General features: G+C 63.0%; 17 protein-coding genes. 11 read left to right on the top strand and 6 right to left on the bottom strand.

The window, feature by feature from the left end; genetic code table 11:
* Positions 1-106: 106 nt before the first annotated feature.
* The 4 genes from BAUR9175_RS07965 (at position 107) to BAUR9175_RS07950 (ending at position 3478) form a co-directional block, all read left to right on the top strand.
* A complete protein-coding gene (locus BAUR9175_RS07965; protein ID WP_009885126.1) occupies positions 107-601 on the top strand; it encodes a MarR family winged helix-turn-helix transcriptional regulator in 495 nt (164 codons plus the stop codon).
* A gap of 95 nt (positions 602-696) precedes the next feature.
* Positions 697-1383 (top strand): GNAT family N-acetyltransferase, encoded by a 687-nt coding sequence (locus tag BAUR9175_RS07960; protein ID WP_069601398.1) that lies wholly within the window; start codon positions 697-699, stop codon positions 1381-1383.
* Between the two features lie 160 nt (positions 1384-1543).
* Entirely contained in the window at positions 1544-2257 is a 714-nt protein-coding gene (locus BAUR9175_RS07955; protein WP_069600609.1) for a hypothetical protein, read from the top strand.
* Positions 2258-2296: 39 nt separating this feature from the next.
* Positions 2297-3478: an FAD-dependent monooxygenase gene (locus BAUR9175_RS07950; RefSeq protein ID WP_101583434.1), complete on the top strand. Its 1182-nt coding sequence runs from the start codon at positions 2297-2299 to the stop codon at positions 3476-3478.
* Between the two features lie 56 nt (positions 3479-3534).
* Here BAUR9175_RS07950 and BAUR9175_RS07945 read toward each other — a convergent pair whose 3' ends face one another.
* From BAUR9175_RS07945 to BAUR9175_RS07925, 5 genes are all read right to left on the bottom strand, one after another.
* Positions 3535-3993 carry a hypothetical protein gene (locus BAUR9175_RS07945; protein ID WP_236850454.1) on the bottom strand — a complete coding sequence of 153 codons (459 nt, stop codon included), beginning with the start codon at positions 3991-3993 and terminating at the stop codon, positions 3535-3537.
* Positions 3990-5096: an adenosine deaminase gene (locus BAUR9175_RS07940; RefSeq protein ID WP_096145917.1), complete on the bottom strand. Its 1107-nt coding sequence runs from the start codon at positions 5094-5096 to the stop codon at positions 3990-3992. Before BAUR9175_RS07940 ends, BAUR9175_RS07945 begins: the two co-directional genes overlap by 4 nt.
* Positions 5097-5173: 77 nt before the next feature.
* Positions 5174-6319: a BMP family lipoprotein gene (locus tag BAUR9175_RS07935; protein WP_257944293.1), complete on the bottom strand. Its 1146-nt coding sequence runs from the start codon at positions 6317-6319 to the stop codon at positions 5174-5176.
* A 42-nt stretch (positions 6320-6361) separates the two neighbouring features.
* A complete protein-coding gene (locus BAUR9175_RS07930; RefSeq protein ID WP_085974905.1) occupies positions 6362-7588 on the bottom strand; it encodes an amidohydrolase in 1227 nt (408 codons plus the stop codon).
* Positions 7589-7690: 102 nt separating this feature from the next.
* Positions 7691-8806, bottom strand: a complete 1116-nt coding sequence (locus BAUR9175_RS07925) for a mannose-1-phosphate guanylyltransferase (protein WP_009885237.1) — start codon at positions 8804-8806, stop codon at positions 7691-7693.
* 364 nt (positions 8807-9170) lie between these two features.
* Here BAUR9175_RS07925 and sdhC point away from each other — a divergent pair, with 364 nt between their 5' ends.
* From sdhC to BAUR9175_RS07895, 7 genes are all read left to right on the top strand, one after another.
* Positions 9171-9548: a succinate dehydrogenase, cytochrome b556 subunit gene (sdhC, locus tag BAUR9175_RS07920; RefSeq protein ID WP_035279682.1), complete on the top strand. Its 378-nt coding sequence runs from the start codon at positions 9171-9173 to the stop codon at positions 9546-9548.
* 1 nt (position 9549) lies between these two features.
* Positions 9550-10002: a succinate dehydrogenase hydrophobic membrane anchor subunit gene (locus tag BAUR9175_RS07915; protein ID WP_009885235.1), complete on the top strand. Its 453-nt coding sequence runs from the start codon at positions 9550-9552 to the stop codon at positions 10000-10002.
* Between the two features lie 10 nt (positions 10003-10012).
* Positions 10013-11773, top strand: a complete 1761-nt coding sequence (gene sdhA / locus BAUR9175_RS07910) for a succinate dehydrogenase flavoprotein subunit (protein WP_009885234.1) — start codon at positions 10013-10015, stop codon at positions 11771-11773.
* Entirely contained in the window at positions 11773-12570 is a 798-nt protein-coding gene (locus tag BAUR9175_RS07905; protein ID WP_069600613.1) for a succinate dehydrogenase iron-sulfur subunit, read from the top strand. Before sdhA ends, BAUR9175_RS07905 begins: the two co-directional genes overlap by 1 nt.
* A gap of 155 nt (positions 12571-12725) precedes the next feature.
* The gene (locus BAUR9175_RS07900) at positions 12726-13988 is read left to right on the top strand and encodes a D-alanyl-D-alanine carboxypeptidase family protein (protein ID WP_101583430.1); all 1263 of its coding nucleotides are present in this window, start codon (positions 12726-12728) and stop codon (positions 13986-13988) included.
* A gap of 363 nt (positions 13989-14351) precedes the next feature.
* Positions 14352-14516, top strand: coding sequence for a hypothetical protein (locus BAUR9175_RS19345; protein WP_164513824.1), 165 nt, complete (start codon positions 14352-14354; stop codon positions 14514-14516).
* A 215-nt stretch (positions 14517-14731) separates the two neighbouring features.
* Positions 14732-15847: an FUSC family protein gene (locus BAUR9175_RS07895; RefSeq protein ID WP_096157343.1), complete on the top strand. Its 1116-nt coding sequence runs from the start codon at positions 14732-14734 to the stop codon at positions 15845-15847.
* A gap of 160 nt (positions 15848-16007) precedes the next feature.
* Here BAUR9175_RS07895 and nrdF read toward each other — a convergent pair whose 3' ends face one another.
* A complete protein-coding gene (gene nrdF, locus BAUR9175_RS07890; protein ID WP_101583428.1) occupies positions 16008-16988 on the bottom strand; it encodes a class 1b ribonucleoside-diphosphate reductase subunit beta in 981 nt (326 codons plus the stop codon).
* Positions 16989-17051: the final 63 nt, after the last annotated feature.

The raw sequence follows: 17051 nt of genomic DNA, 5'->3' as shown, positions 1-17051 counted from the left end.
GCACTTCCATCCAAACGTGCAGGCCAAATCCGTCAATGAGTAAGAAATGTCTCGTGAAAAAGTATCTTTGGCGCAAAGATTCTTGATCTGGACGTAAAATCGGAACATGGACGAGGTTGATCGGATTGTCGCGGCATGGCGCCACGAGCGCCCGGATCTCGACGTGTCCCCGATGGAGATACTCTCCCGAGTCTCCCGCTTGGCCCGCCAACTGGATTTGGCGCGGAAGTCGAGCTTCAGCGACTACGGCATCGAAGGCTGGGCCTTCGACGTGCTCTCGGCCCTGCGCCGCTCTGGTGAGCCCTACCAACTGTCCCCCTCGACTCTGCTGCAGGAGACACTGGTCACCAGCGGCACCATGACCAACCGCATCGATCGCCTGGTCACGGCCGGTTGGGTCGAACGACTGCCCGATCCCGGAGATCGCCGAGGTGTGCTCGTACGGTTGACCGTCGATGGTCGGGCCACCGTCGACTCTGCTCTGGCCGACCTGCTGGTCAAGGAGCGTGAGATCCTCAGCGACCTCACCCCGGCTGGTCGCCGCAAGCTCGCTTCCCTGCTGCGCCAGCTCTCAACCGGCTTCGACGGCGACGAAGACTGAACCGAAGACCAGCTGAGCCGAAGACCACAGGGAAGACCCGGGCGAATCGGGACGAACCGATGGAGGAGTTCAAGGATGAACGAGAAAGAGAGACCATGACCGAGACGAACCTCAACGATTGGGCCGGAGTTGAACCACCTCGGCGGGAGACGATCCACGGCCGCTATGTCGACCTCGAGCCCCTCGATGCCGGGCAGCACTCGGATTCGCTCTTCACGGCCGCGTCCGCAGACGGTTCGGATGAGCGATTCCGCTACCTGCCGCAGGCGCCGCAGCGTGCGCGCGCAGACTTCGATGATTGGATGGCCACGGCCTCGCAGTCTCCGGATCCGCTGTTCTTCGCTGTCGTCGACCGCAGCACCAAGCGGGCCGAGGGACGCCAGGCGCTGATGCGCATCGATGCGAACAACGGCGTCATCGAGATCGGAAACATCCTGTGGGGACCGGCACTCGCACGCACCCGGGGAGCCACCGAGGCGCTCTTCCTCTTCGCCGATCTCGCATTCGCCAGCGGCTACAGGCGCTTCGAATGGAAGTGCGATGACGACAACGCGCCATCGAAGAAGGCCGCAACACGTTTCGGGTTCACCTTTGAGGGACTGTTTCGACAGCACATGGTCGTGAAGGGCCGCAATCGCGACACCGCCTGGTTCTCCATCATCGACACCGAATGGCCCAGCCTGCGCGCGGCCTATGTGCAGTGGCTCGATGAGGACAACTTCGACGATTCCGGCGCACAGAAGGTCAGCCTGAGCGATCTCATGCCGGCCCGCGACCAGTAGCCGCTGCCCGCAGTGACTGCCGCGCGCAGCAGCTGCTGCGCAGAGCAATCGGGGCCGGGTCAGCGCGTCCACCGGGGCGAGCGCAAGCTCTCGGATTAGGCTGGAATCAAGGCTGGGCTCCTGGCCCGGCACCGCCACGCCGACCACCTTTCGAGGAACCATGCGCATTCGCTCTCTTGCCCTCCTGACCACCGCCGCAGTGCTGGCCACGACGACAGCCTGCGTTCCCACCTCGGAGGAGACCCGTCCCGCACCGCGTCCCTCCGTCAGCGAAGAGGAGGTCACTCCGGTCGAGACTCCTGATGACGCTCCGAAGGTCTCCATCGTCGACTCCTCCCCCGGCGGAGCGAAGGATGCCGATCCACTGTGGCAGGGCCTCGCCGAGGCGGCCGCGAACAAATCCGAGGCCTACCTCAAGGTCTACGTCCACACCGGCAACCCCGACGTTCCCGATTCCGGCGAGGCCACCATCACCGCCGACACCCCGGACAGTGTCAGTGTCACCGTCGATGCCGAGAATGTCGATACCGAGAAGTCGCCCTTCCTGCTCATCCAGGGCACCTTCACCGTTGAGGAGATCGGCGGGTCCGCATACACGCTGAAGGCGGAGAACTCCGATGAGATTTCCGAGCTCAATCCGAAGGGCCCCGATGATGAGGCTCGGTGCACGGCCGATGATGCTCAGGACCGCATCTCCCTGGCTGCTCAGGACCTGGCCGATGATCCCGATAAGCGTGAGGACTTCCGTCAGCAGTGGGGCGCATCTCCGCAGGTCTGGTGGGGCATCCAGAAGACCGCAGACAGTCTCAACCAAGAGGGCGGCGTCGCCGGGGACTTCCTCACCGAAGCCTGCGGGGAGTACCTGCAGCAGTAAGGCAAACACCTCAGATCTCGGATGAGAGGCCCACACCCCATGAGAATCGCGATCGTCGGAGCCGGCATCGGCGGACTCTCAGCCGCCGTGGGCCTGCAGAGGGCTGGCGCACAGGTCACCGTGTTCGAAAAAGCCGCCGAGGTGCGCGCCGGTGGATCGGGGCTGTCGATATTCGCCAATGGGCTCAGGGCACTTGAATCGCTGGGGCTCGGACCTCAACTCGCAACGATCACCGACAAACAGGCCGAATCCTTCGCCGCTGGCCAACGACGACCCGACGGACGCTGGATCGCACGCCTCCCCACCGACAGCGTCGGCGAACTGCGAATCGTCGACCGGGCCGACCTGCATCGGGTGCTCCTCGAAGCCCTCGATGAGGCAACGGTGCGCACCAACGCTGAGGTCACCTCGGCGAGCACTGATGGAACGGTGACGATCGGGTCCGGGACGGAAGCAAACGACCAGGAACACTTTGATCTGGTCATCGGCGCCGATGGGCTCAACAGTCAGGTGAGGGAGTCCGTCGAATCTGGCATCGGAGCACGCTATTCGGGGTATTCGTGTTGGCGCGGGATCACCGAGCGTCCGGTCGATCTGGGTGGAGCCGCTGGTGAGACCGTGGGACGGGGCCTGCGCTTCGGGATTGCGCCGCTCATGGACGGGCGCGTGTACTGGTTCGCGGTTGCGAACATGCCTGAGCACGCGAGCTTCGCGAATGAGAAGGCCACGGTCCGGGACCTGTTCTCCGGCTGGCATGCGCCGATCGCTGAACTCATTGCAACGACACCGGGACCGCGGATCAGGCGCACCGTGATTTCGGACCTCGCCACTCCCCTGTCGACCTACCACCGGGGACACATCGTCCTCCTCGGCGATGCCGCTCATGCGATGACCCCGAACCTGGGACAGGGCGGGGGTCAGGCCCTCGAGGACGCCGCAACGCTGACGGCACTGCTGACGCCGGTGATCACGAAGTCGGGAGACAATGCGGAGGCAACGGAGGCGGGGTCAGCCGTCGACGATCGACTGCGCAGTTATGACCGCCTGCGACGCAAGCGCAGTCAGTCGATTGCCGCGAAGTCACGCGCCCTCGGCGCCGTCTTCCAGATACAGTCCCCGCTGGTGGCGGGACTTCGCGATGCGATCTTCACCGCTGTGCCTTCGAGACTGACGGCTGCTCAGGCAGCCAGTGTGCAGAAGTGGGAACCGCCGAGCACCTGAGCAGACAGGTGTCCGGTGCTAGAGCCGACGACGCCAGCCGCCAGGGACCTGCAACCTCAGCCTTCGAGTGCCCTGTTGTACGCGTCAACGACAGGGGGCAGGAAGTAGCCGAGAAGAACGGCGAGTGCCGTGACCAGGCAGGCCAGGCCGAGCCAGAGCGAGCCGCCGATGACGCTGAAGGCGAAGACGATGACGAGCAGCTCGAAGGCGATCGCTGCGGGTCGAGCCCAGCGGTGCAGCTTCCACGATCCGCGCGCCGCAGCGGCGACTCCGGCGGCGAAGATGAGGAACATGACTGCCAGTCCCAGCAGCGATCCGGCCAGAGGACCGGCGCTGATGGCGGTGAGGATGAAGGACAGGGCGGACCCGAGGAGGGCCAGCACCTGGATCCCGAGCACCACGACGACGACCAGCATCGCTCGTGGAGTGGGAACGCCGTGTCCGGCAGGCTGAGTCGAACCACCCGACGGTGCAGCACCGTCGGGTGTGTTCGAACGTTTGTCCCGTGAACTCAAATGTTCACCCGGGCGAATCCTGGGATGAGGATCTCGTCGAGCATGCGCTCGCGCACGTCGAGTGGCAGGAAGGCTGCCGTGACCGCGTTGACGGTGGCCCATTCGAGGTCCGTCTGCGTCCAGCCGGCTTCGTCGACGAGCCGACGCATCTCACGCGTGACCGAGGTCGCTGACATCAGCCGGTTGTCCGGGTTGATGGTGACGGCGAAGCCCAGATCTTTGAGTCCGGTGATGGGGTGGGAGGCGATGGTGCCGCCGATGTCGGTCTGCAGGTTGGAGCTGGGGCACAGCTCGAGCGGGATCTGCTGGTCGAGGACCCATGCGGCCAGGCTGCCCAGCTGTCCTTCGCCTTCGACGATGTCCATGTCTTCGACGATGCGAGCGCCGTGACCGATGCGCTGGGCATGGCAGACGGTGAGTGCTTCGTGGATCGAGGCCTTGCCTGCGGCTTCCCCAGCGTGGATCGTCACGGGCACGTATGCCTGGTGGAGTGCGTTGAATGCCGATAGGTGCGCCGAGGGTGGGAAGCCGTTCTCGGGACCGGCGATGTCGAAGCCGACGACTCCGGACTCAGACCCCTTCTCACGGTGCCGGATGGCCAGTTCGGCAATCGCCATCGAGTTGTCGGCCTGGCGCATGGCGGTGATGATCTGGCCGACGCGGATGAACTTGCCATCGGAGGAGGCTTCGATGACTCCGGCCTCGAGTCCCTGCTGGACGGCGTCGACGACCTCGTCGAGTTCGAGTCCGCCTTCCAGGTGCTGTTCGGGAGCCCAGCGGGCCTCGGCGTAGAACACACCGTCGGCCACCTGGTCGAGGACCCATTCCTTGGCCACCCGCATCAGGCCCTCACGGCTCTGCATCACGGCAACCGTGTGCGAGAAGGTCTCGAGGTAGCGGACCAGGTCACCGGAGCTGGCGGAATCGTAGTACCACTGAGCCAGCGCCTCCGGTTCGGTGGCGGGCAGTTCATGACCGATCGAGGCGGCCAGTTCGATCAGTGTGGCGGGGCGCAGGCCACCGTCGAGGTGATCATGGAGGGAGACTTTGGGCAACTGCAGGATCGGGTCGTCTTCTGCGACTCCGGCGGGATTATTCAACACCCGCACAGCTTATCGGATCAGGGTGCGAGAAGGATGGAAGAATCCACCAGCTCAGAACTTCCGTTCAGGACTTCCGTTCAGGACTTCTCAGGATCGATGTCCCCGCTCTTGATCCTCTCCCGCAGATCGGTGATGCTGCGGCCGGCGTCGGAGACGCGGCTGAGGAACCCGTCTTCGGCGGAGATCCCCACCCCACCGTTGTCGGTCGTGCCCTTGTAGTGCTTGTCGGTGATGAGGAATCCGCCCATGTCAGCGGGTTCGTCCTTCGACGCCTCGGCGACCTCGTCGGGGTTCCTGCTCTGCGGCCATTCGGCGAACATGCTGCGCAGTCCCCGACGGATGTTCGGCTCGATGGTTGCGATGATGGTGTCGCTGAAGGCCCCGGATGCTCCGTACCAGATGACCTTCGGCAGGGCCTTCTCCTCCGCGCCCTCTTCTTTGGGCTCTTGGGTGCGCTGGGCCGCCATCTCCTCGGTCGACGCGGTGGCCACGCCCATTGCCGCCGCCGATCCGAAGGGCACGAGCACATCGACATCCGAGCCATAGGCCGATTCGAAGAACTTCCGTCCCTCATCGCTGGTGTCGGCCACGGTCCGGTCGTCGACCGCAGACTCGCGGTAGGACTTCACGTTCTCGACATCTTCGTCGGCCTCGTCGTTGTAGAGTGCGGCTCCGGCATCGAAGGCGTTGAGGATCTTCTTCGCCTGCGGGAACCCCTGCGAGACGAGCGCGCCGACTTCACCGGTTTCGCTCGCGGTCGCTGCTATGTAGCCGGCGATGAAGGCCGGAGGAACCAGGTCGAAATCGATGCTGAGCACATTGTCCGGGAAGTCCTCGTGCCCGCTTGCCACTCCGAGGAAGACGTCGTCCGGATTGGACTTGGCATGGTCGCTGAGTTCGTCGGCCCCGCCGGGTCCCAGCACCGTCGTCAGTGCGCAGTCCTGGTCCTTCATCCTCGTCAGAGCCGCCGAGGTGGCCGATGAGTTGGTCACCCGCTGGCTCGATGTCGCGGAGAACAGTCCCGCCGACCGCGCCAGTTCCGTCTCTGCCAGGGTCAGTGCCCCGGCGGAGTGATCGTCGAATCCGGCAGGAGCCGAGATCATGCATCCGAGTGTTTCTTCCTCGACGGGTTCGGGTGTCGACATCGAGCACGCACTCAGGGCCACCAGGCTCAACGCACTGAAGCCGGCGCCCAGCACCGTGCTCATGACCTTTACTCTCATGTCTCCAAGATTATCGGTTCTGTCTGAGTCCCCGGTACGGCATCAGTCTCGCTGCAGGACCTTCAGTGCGGTCGCGGTGAAGATGCGGGCAGCGATCTCAACGCTGTCCTCATCGATGAGGAGATCACCCTGGTGGATGTCGTACGTCTTTCCCCCCGGAGTGCGGGTGCCCATGCGCACGAGCGCTCCAGGGCAGTGGGTGAGGTACCAGGCGAAGTCCTCTCCGCCCATGGACTGCGGGGTCAGCTGGACGGAGTTCTCGCCGAGCTCTCCGCGCACGGCGGATTCGATGAGGGCGACCTGGTCTTCGGTGTTGACCACCGGCGGCACACCTCGGCGATGGTCGAGGTCGACGGTGACTCCGTACGGGCCGGCGATGCGCTCGACCAGCTCCGGCAGCACCTCGGCGACCTGATTCCAGCCGTCGACGTCGAGGCAGCGCAGGGTTCCGCGCAGGATGCCTTCGCTGGGGACGACATTCGCCGCGTGGCCGGCGCTGATCTCGCCCCAGACGAGGGAGATCGCGTGGCGCGGGTCGATGAGGCGGCCCAGCGTCGAGGGCAGGTCTGTGGCGAGTTTGCCCAAGGCGTAGACGAGATCCTCGGTCAGGTGGGGTCGTGAGGTGTGTCCGCCATGACCGGAGAGGCGGATGATGACGGTGTCGCCGGCGGCGGTGATGGCCCCGATGCGGGAGCCGATCTTGCCGACGTCGACATTCGGGTCGCAGTGGAGGGCGTAGACCTCGGGAACGTCGTCGAGGACGCCCTGGGAGATGACGCGCAGAGCACCGCCCGGGGTGACTTCCTCACCGGGCTGGAAGATCAGCCGCACACGCCCGCCGAGTCCGCCGGGAGTGGATTCGTGGAGTCGCTGCAAGGCGATGGCTGCGCCGACGAGGCCGGTCAGGTGCACATCGTGGCCGCAGGCGTGGGCGACGCCGGGCACCGTTGAGGCGAAGTCCTCGTCAATGAGGTCGTCGATGGGCAGCGCATCGATGTCGGCGCGCAGTCCCAGTGCCAGCGGTCCTTCACCGACCTCGCACACGACACCGGTGCTCTCAAGGCGCCGAGGTGACAGACCGGCCGCTTCGAGGCGTGCGACGATCTTGTCGGTGGTGCCGAACTCCTGAAAGGACAGTTCCGGGTGTGCGTGGACATCGCGGCGGAAATCGATGAGTTCGGCACCGATCTCAGCAATGGTCGAGCTGATCACGTCTGGTCCTTCTGGGGGCGCGACGCCGGCGAGGCGCGGTTCGGATATCTGAGACATTGACTGCAATGCTAAGCACTCCGCGTCACATTTGGGCGCACTGCGACCAATTTCGACACACTCCGCAGACGCCTCTCCTCACACTGCGAGATGCGTGCGTTCCTACAGCAGGTCCTCGAGTCCGCGTTCACCTGCGGCCGAGACCGCCTTCTTCACATCCTGAGCATGGGACCGCGAGGTGATGAGCAGGACGTCCTCGGTGTCGACGACGACGAGGTCATCGAGGCCGACGATCGCGACCGTGCGCGGCTGCTTGGATTCGGAGAAGACGACACCGGAGGCGTCGATTTCGAGGACGTCGCAGTTCTGACCGATCGAGATGACCCCGGCAGGTTCTCCCGCCACCGGCTGGCGCAGACGGGCCACGGAGTCGAAGTCGCCGACGTCATCCCAGCCGAAGTCGCCGGGGATGACGATGACTCGTCCGGCCGCGGCAGCGGGTTCGGCCACGACGTAGTCGATGGCGCGCTTCTCCAACCCGGGCCACACCTCGGCGAGCACCTGTGCCTGGGCATCGGTCCCCCAGGCCTCGGCGATCCTCGACAAACCCGCGAACAGTGTCGGGTCCTCGGTCTCAAGGACCTCGAGGAGGGCTGCGGCCTTGGCGATGAACATGCCGGCGTTCCAGCGGTAGCGACCGGAGTTGACGTAGGCACGTGCCGTGCTCGCGGCCGGCTTCTCGGCGAAGGCCAGGGCCCGGCGGGCAGTCGGTGCGCCTTTGAGCCCCAGCAGATCACCGGTTTCGATGTAGCCGTAGGCGGTGGCAGGGTTGCGGGGCATAATGCCGACGGTGACGATGTCGCCGGTCTCTGCGGCGACGCAGGCCTGGTCGATGACCAGCCGGAACTCGTCGACGTTGGTGATCGAATGGTCGGCGGAGAATGAGCCGACGATCGCGTCCGGGTCTTCCTTCGCAATGAGCATGGTGGCCAGACCGATCGCGGCAGCGGAGTCCTTCGGGGAGGGCTCGGCGAGGATGTTGTCCACCGAGATCTCGGGAAGCTGCTCGGCCACCTGGTCGCGGTGGTTCTGCCCGGTCACGACCCAGACCTTCTCGGTGCCCACGAGCGGGGCGACTCGATCCCAGGTGGACTGGATCAGACTCCGGCCCGTACCCAGGACGTCGTGGAGGAACTTCGGCGATGCCTTGCGAGAGAGCGGCCAGAGCCTGGTTCCGGATCCGCCGGCGGGGATGATGGCGTGGAAGTGTGTGTTCACATCATCAGTGTCTCAAAGTTCGGTCACGCTCTGACCGATGTTGTCCGCCGTGTCGGGGTGAGGAGAACCGGAATTCTCGATCCTGGGTTCGACATCTGATACATCAGCTGCACTTCCACGTTCAGCCCGCACCCGCCTCGGCGTGGGAACCGACTCACCAGGTCAGCCCGGCGAAGCGATTCTTTAGGGCATATGATTGTTCTGTAATCGAAAATCGTCGTATCTGGACATCGCGACTATGAGGGAACTGCCAGGAAGTTAATGTGATCCACCACGCTCAGGCGTGGCTCAACTGGCAACCAGGCGGCGTTCGGCGTAGTTTCTTGATGTACACAGTCGATTAATCCAAGATGGAGGATGCTCCGTGGCCAAAGCGTCTACGGGCACTCTGTACCGAGGAAATGAAGGAATGTGGTCCTGGGTCGCGCATCGCGTCACAGGCGTCGGAATCTTCTTCTTCCTGCTGGTCCACGTGCTCGATACTGCACTCGTCCGCGTCTCACCCGAGGCCTACAACGCCGTGATCGGAACGTATAAGACACCGTTCATGGCCATCGGCGAGATCGCACTCGTTGCCGCAATCGCATTCCATGCGTTCAACGGTCTTCGCGTCATTCTCGTCGACTTCTCGAAGAGTGGACCGAAAAATCAGAAGAAGCTGTTCTGGGGAGTCATCGTCGTATGGCTCATCATCATGATCGCCTTCATCCCCCGCCAGCTGATGCACACGTTCGGAGGATGACATGAGCACAACATCGATCCCGGCTCCGCGCACCGGCTACTCGCGCCACAAATCAACACGGTCGAAGTTCGAAATGTTCGCATGGCTGTTCATGCGCATCTCGGGCGTCGTCCTCGTCATCCTCATCTTCGGCCACCTGTTCGTGAACCTGTGGGCCGGCGAAGGCGTCCAGGCCATCGACTTCGGGTTCGTAGCCGGCAAGTGGGCCAGCCCGTTCTGGCAGATCTGGGACCTGCTGATGCTGTGGCTGGCTATGCTGCACGGCACCAACGGTCTGCGCACCATCATCATGGACTATGCCGAGAAGCCCGGCACCAGGATGGCTCTCCAGGTGATCCTCTACATCGCCTCGATCATCGTCATCGTGCTCGGCACGCTCGTCATCTTCACATTCGATCCCTGCCCGGCCGGAGCCGACCCCGCATTGCTGGCGTCGTTCTGCTCGGCCGCATAGAAGGAGAAACATGCAGGTACATCAATACGACGTTGTCATCGTCGGTGCCGGTGGCGCCGGGATGCGCGCAGCGATCGAATCGGGCCAGCGTGCCCGGACCGCAGTCCTGACCAAGCTCTACCCGACCCGTTCGCACACAGGTGCCGCCCAGGGCGGCATGTGCGCCGCACTGGCGAACGTGGAAGAGGACAACTGGGAATGGCACACCTTCGACACCGTCAAGGGCGGTGACTACCTGGTCGACCAGGATGCCGCCGAGGTGATGGCGAAGGAAGCCATCGACGCCGTTCTCGATCTCGAGAAGATGGGCCTGCCCTTCAACAGGACCCCAGAAGGCAAGATCGACCAGCGTCGCTTCGGCGGTCACACCCGTGACCACGGCAAGTCCCCGGTCCGTCGCTCCTGCTACGCAGCCGACCGCACCGGCCACATGATCCTCCAGACTCTGTACCAGAACTGCGTCAAGCACGGCGTCGAGTTCTACAACGAGTTCTACGTCCTCGACCTGGCCATGACCGAGGTCGACGGGGTCCGCCGTCCGGCTGGCGTCGTCGCCTACGAACTGGCTACAGGCGAGATCCACCTGTTCCAGGCCAAGTCGGTCGTCTTCGCAACCGGCGGCGTGGGCAAGGTCTTCAAGACCACCTCGAACGCCCACACCCTCACCGGTGACGGCATGGCCGTGGCCTACAACCGGGGCATCCCGCTTGAGGACATGGAGTTCTTCCAGTTCCACCCGACCGGCCTGGCCGGTCTGGGCATCCTGCTCTCCGAGGCAGCCCGTGGCGAGGGCGCTATCCTGCGCAACTCCGACGGTGAGCGCTTCATGGAACGCTACGCCCCGACGATCAAGGACCTCGCTCCTCGTGACATCGTGGCCCGTTCCATGGCCAACGAGGTTCGTGAGGGCCGCGGCTGCGGTCCGAACAAGGACTACGTCCTGCTCGACCTCACCCACCTCGAGCCTGCGCACATCGATGCCAAGCTGCCCGACATCACCGAGTTCGCTCGCACCTACCTCGGTGTGGAGCCCTACACGGAGCCGGTGCCGGTCTTCCCGACCGCGCACTACGCCATGGGCGGCATTCCGACCAACATCGGTGCCGAGGTTCTCGCGGACAACGACAACGTCATCCCCGGCCTCTACGCCGCCGGTGAGGTTGCCTGCGTGTCCGTGCACGGTTCGAACCGTCTGGGCACGAACTCGCTGCTCGACATCAACGTCTTCGGCAAGCGCGCCGGCATCGCCGCCGCAGAATACTCGAAGACCGCTGACTTCGTCGAACTGCCCGAGGCTGCCGAGAACGACACCGTCGCACTGCTCGAGAAGATGCGGACCTCAGACGGCACCGAACGCATCGGCGCCATCCGCAAGGATCTGCAGGAGCTCATGGACGCCAACGTCCAGGTTTTCCGCACGGACGAGACTCTGCGTGAAGCGCTCGACGAGATCGCGAAACTGCGTGAACGTTACAACAACGTCGGCATTCAGGATCGCGGCAAGCGCTTCAACCTCGACCTCCTCGAGGCCGTCGAGCTGAACTTCCTGCTCGAACTCGCCGAGGTCATCTCCGTCGCCGCCATCCACCGCAAGGAATCACGCGGTGGGCACTTCCGAGAAGACTTCCCGGACCGTGACGACGAGGGATTCATGCACCACACGATGACCTACCTCGATCCTGATTCCGAGACCGACGGCATCAAGGGCATGCGTCTGGAGACGAAGCCCGTCATCGTCACCCGTTACCAGCCGATGGAGCGTAAGTACTGATGAGCACCGATACCTCAACCGAAACCCCGGAGCCGGCTTCGAAGATCGACCTGCCCGACCATGTGGCCGGCGACAGCGGTTCGATCCCGTCGTTCGACTGCACCTTCAAGATCGCACGCTTCGACCCCGAACAGGACGAAGAGGCGCACTGGGAGGAGTACAAGGTCACGATGTACGGCACCGACCGTGTCCTGGACGCCCTGCACAAGATCAAGTGGGAAGAGGACGGTTCGCTGTCCTTCCGTCGCTCCTGTGCCCACGGCGTCTGCGGCTCCGATGCCATGCGCATCAACGGCCGCAACCGTCTGGCCTGCAAGACCCTGCTGAAGGATCTTGACACCTCCAAGACGATCACTGTCGAAGCGATCAAGGGTCTGCCTCTGGAGAAGGACCTCATCGTCGACATGGAGCCCTTCTTCCAGTCCTACCGTGAGGTCATGCCGTTCCTCATCACCTCCGGTCACGAGCCGACGCGTGAACGTCTGCAGTCGGCCGAGCAGCGTGAGGCCTTCGACGACACCACCAAGTGCATCCTCTGCGCTGCGTGCACCTCGTCGTGCCCCGTGTTCTGGACCGATGGCCAGTACTTCGGACCGGCAGCCATCGTCAACGCGCACCGTTTCATCTTCGATTCGCGTGACGAGGGCGGAGACATGCGCCTGGAGATCCTCAACGACAAGGAAGGCGTGTGGCGCTGCCGCACCACCTTCAACTGCACCGAGGCCTGCCCTCGTGGCATCGAAATCACCAAGGCCATCGCCGAGGTGAAGCAGGCAGTCCTGCAGCGCGCATTCTGATCTGACGATCACCATCGCCGAGGCGGCCGTGCACTTTTCGTGCACGGCCGCCTTTCGCGTTCCCTGGGGTGGATGTTGGTGGGTGGCGCAAGTTGTGCCCAGTCGCACCGAGTTTCCTGAAAGCTCCCAGTTCCCCTCGGTCGTAGACTGGTGCGATGCGTTCTCACCACCCTTCTTCTCCGACGCGTACAGCGGTCCTCCCCCGTTCACCTCGGGCAGGACTTCGACTCATCGTCAGTGCCGCCATCGCTCTGCTGCTGATTGGGGCTCAGCTGGTCCTCTCCCCCGGCACCTCGCACGGTCTGAGCCAACCGGAGGAGACACAGGCGAAGGTCTACGAGTCTCCGGCCGACCTCGGCGACGGTTCGAAGCCACCGACGCCGGTGGGAACGTCATGGCTGGTGGGAGACCTCGACACTGGTGAGCTCCAGGTCGCGCATGACATCGACAAGAAGCATGCCCCCGCATCGACGATCAAACTCCTCACCGCCCTGGCGCTCGTCGAGGTCCTCGACGATCCGAAGCAGAAGGTTGAGGCAGAGTTCGAGGACATGGAGATCGACGGCACCAAGGTCGGTCTCATGCAGAAGAACGACTACACCGTGGATCTGCTCTTCCACGCAATGCTGATGTCGAGTGCCAACGATGCTGCGAATGCGCTCGGGCGAGCCGCTGGCGGTCAGGACAAGGCTGTGGCGCTGATGAACGAGAAGGCCGAAGAGCTGGGGATGACGAACACTCACGCGGCGAACACTTCGGGCCTCGACGATAAGAATCAGTACATGACTGCCGCAGACATGATGAAACTGGCGTGGGCGGTGTGTGAGAACGACTATCTGATGAGCGTCATCGACACCGAGACCTACAAGTTCCCGGGTGGCAAGAACCCGGATACCAAGGAGAAGTTCAAGGGCTACGAGATTCAGAACCATACCAAGATCGTCGGCCAGGTCGACGGTGGGCTCGGGCTGAAGAACGGGTTCACGCGTCAGGCCAAGGGCGCGTATATCGCGGTGGCAGAACGTGATGGCCGCCGTGTCGTCTCGACGATGCTCGGAATCGACAATAACTCCCGGCAGGCAGCGGTCGACCTCCTCGAATGGGACTTCGCCCAGAAGGATCCCAAATCTCTGCAGACCGTCCCGGTCGGCCAGACAGTGACGCCCAGTGGCGACCCGAGCGCTTCGGAGAGCGGCAGCGATGCCGGCGGAGCCGACGCAGATGACAATTCAGCAGTCGGCGACCAGGTGGAGTCCGGCGACGGTGCAGTGGCCTCTGATTCCACAACCTCGTCGAAGACGCTCGGCGTCTCTGATGAGACGCTGCTCCCCATCGGAATGCTGCTGGTTGCGGCAGCTCTTCTGCTCACCGCGCTCATCATCCTGGTGAGGCTGCGTCGAGGCAAGATTCCCCGCTGATCAATAGCCGTTTTGACTTCTCGTTTCCACTGCGGTTAAGCTGGTGTCTTGCGTTCGAAGTTGTCCTGCTTCATTGAACCATCTGATCCACTGAGCACGATGACACGTCGCCCACGAGTGAGAGTTCAGATCCAGGTTCGACATACCAAATGATTCGCCACGGACACTGTCTCACTTCGAATCGCAGATCCCCCACCGTGAAGGATCAACCCACACCACGGTGACATTTCAGCAGGCCAGCTTCCGATTCACGCGGTTCGCGGCCGGCACCTCGGCGACTGCCCCGTCGCCACCACGAAAACAATGAGAATGACATGCGTTGATGCATGCCCTTCGACGAAGTAGCTAAGAAAGGAGGGAACGATGACTCAGTTCCCACTGTGGGTCCAGCGTGCCATTGAGCATGCAGGACTGATTGATCCGAAGATCAGCACCCGCAACGGCACAGTCACGATCAGTGACAATACCGGCCGCGTCGTGCTTTTCACCGGCTCATCGCTGCGTGAGATCACGCCGCTGGCGGCCTGATCGCCGCCGTCTGTCAAGGTTTTCCTTCGCACTGCTGGGTTTTAAGCAGAGCGAGAACCACGACAGTCTGACCTCTGCCCGACATTTCGCAGGTTTCGCCTGCAGGAATGTCGGGCTTTCTCATTCTCCGCCGGTGCCCCTTGCCCAAGCCGATCAGATAGCATATATGCCTTGTAGGGTGATACCTCCATGCACTCTGTCCGAAAGGACGGCCTTTGCAGCAGAACTCACGACACCAGCTATCGCTTCTGGCCAGACGCCCCGACGTCGCCACCGACGTTCTCCAGATCATCAAGACGGTGATCGCAGCCACCGGCGCCTGGTGGCTGTCTGATAATGTCCTGAACTCCCAGATGCCGTTCCTAGCTCCGTGGGCGGCGCTGCTGACCGTCCATGCCACAGTCCACCGCTCGCTGTCTCGCGGAGCGCAGTCGACGATCGCCTCGACTCTCGGTGTTGCCTTGTCCTTCCTCATCGGCAACTACCTGGGGGTGAGCATCTGGACATTTGCTCTCGCGCTCCTAGTCGGTCTCGCTGCCGCGCGTCTGCCGTGGATACGTGACGAGGGCGTGGCGATCGCGACGACGGGGATATTCGTCCTCGGCAGCGGCTTCGACAGCCAACAGCCACTGCTCGGCGAACGCATTCTCGAGCTCTGCCTGGGCATTGCCGTCGGCATCGTCGTCAACCTCCTTGTGATTCCGCCGCTGCGGGATCAGCAGGCCGCACGGTACGTCGACAGCATCAACCGGCGCATGGGCAACATGCTCGTCGACATGGCAGATGAACTGGACGACGGCTGGGAAACCGCGGACGCCGATGACTGGTTCAATGAGACCGAGTCAATGAGCGAAGAGATGAACTCCGCATGGCAGTCGGTCAAGTTCGCTCGTGAGAGCCAACGAGCAAATCCGCGTCATCGTCTGCGTCGGAGGCGCACGCCATCGGGCGAGGCTCGGGACACTCAGACATCGCCGAAGGAAGCCAGCTACGAGAATATCCTGTTGCGGGTGGACGAAGGCATCTCCCATCTGCGCCATCTCACGCGAACTCTGCGCGAGGGGTCCTATGAAGACGGCGAATGGGACTCTCGCTTTCGCGAGCAGTGGACGTCGATCGTCCGCGACGCAGGGCGATCGATTGCCGACCCGGATGCGGAGGTTGAGCCGATCTTCAAACGCCTCGAAGAACTGTCGGTGACCATGGCCGCCGATGACGGCCTCCCTGAGCGCTCCTGGGCCCTGTACGGGTCGCTGATCGCGAGCATGCAGCACATCGCGGCAATCGTCGACGACGTCGCCTCCGCACGTGAGGCACGCGAATCTCGCTGACAATAGTCAGTTGAGATGAGCAGCTGAGTTGAGCAGCTGAGTTGAACCGGTTTCGCCTGCAGACTCCTCAACGCAGAAAAGCGACCCACCCAAGCAGTGTGTGCTCGGATGGGCCGCTGACGCTCGGAGGACTCGGTCCCTCAAGCGCCTGAAAGATGACTCAGAAGTCCCAATCGTCGTCTTCCGTGTTCTCGGCCTTGCCGATGACGTAGGAAGAACCTGAACCGGAGAAGAAGTCGTGGTTCTCATCGCTGTTGGGTGAGAGAGCCGCGAGGATCGCCGGGTTGACGTCCGTGACCTCCTTCGGGAACATCGCTTCGTAGCCGAGGTTCATGAGCGCCTTGTTGGCGTTGTAGTGGAGGAACTTCTTGCAGTCCTCAGCCAGCCCCACTGAGTCATAGAGCTCATGGGTGTAGGCAACCTCGTTCTCGTAGAGCTCGAACATGAGGTTCATGGTGTAGTCCTTGAGCTCCTGCTTGCGCTCTTCGGACTGCGACTCAAGGCCCTTCTGGTACTTGTAGCCGATGTAGTAGCCGTGCACAGCCTCGTCGCGGATGATCAGGCGGATGAGGTCCGCGGTGTTCGTCAGCTTCGCGTGTGCAGACCAGTACATGGGCAGGTAGAAGCCCGAGTAGAACAGGAACGATTCCAGCAGCGTGGAGGCAACCTTGCGCTTGAGCGGGTCATCGCCACGGTAGTAGCTGAGGATGATGTCGGCCTTGGACTGCAGGTAGGTGTTCTCCCGCGACCAACGGAACGCCTCGTCGATCTCCTTCGTCGAGCACAGGGTCGAGAAGATCGAGGAATAGGACTTCGCGTGCACGCTCTCCATGAACGCGATGTTCGTCATCACTGCTTCCTCGTGCGGAGTGACCGCATCCGGGATCAGAGAGATCGCACCCACGGTGCCCTGGATCGTATCGAGCAGAGTCAGACCGGTGAAGACGCGCATCGTCAGCGTCTTCTCCTCCTCGGTGAGTGTGGCCCACGAGGGAATGTCATTGCTCAGCGGCACCTTCTCAGGCAGCCAGAAGTTTCCGGTGAGGCGGTCCCAGACGTCATCGTCGACGGGATCGACGACGCGGTTCCAGTTGATGGCGTCGACGTGCGAGGCCAAAGTCAGATTCTCCAACGTTTCCATCTCTCTTCCAAGTTGCAGGTACGTCGTGCGTACGTGTCGTCTGCCCAGCAGACAAAGTATGTT

The organism is Brevibacterium aurantiacum, assembly GCF_900169065.1.
Taxonomy (GTDB): domain Bacteria; phylum Actinomycetota; class Actinomycetes; order Actinomycetales; family Brevibacteriaceae; genus Brevibacterium; species Brevibacterium aurantiacum.
The sequence above is the reverse complement of the archived record's forward strand: the minus strand, read 5'-3'. Positions and strand labels throughout refer to the sequence as shown.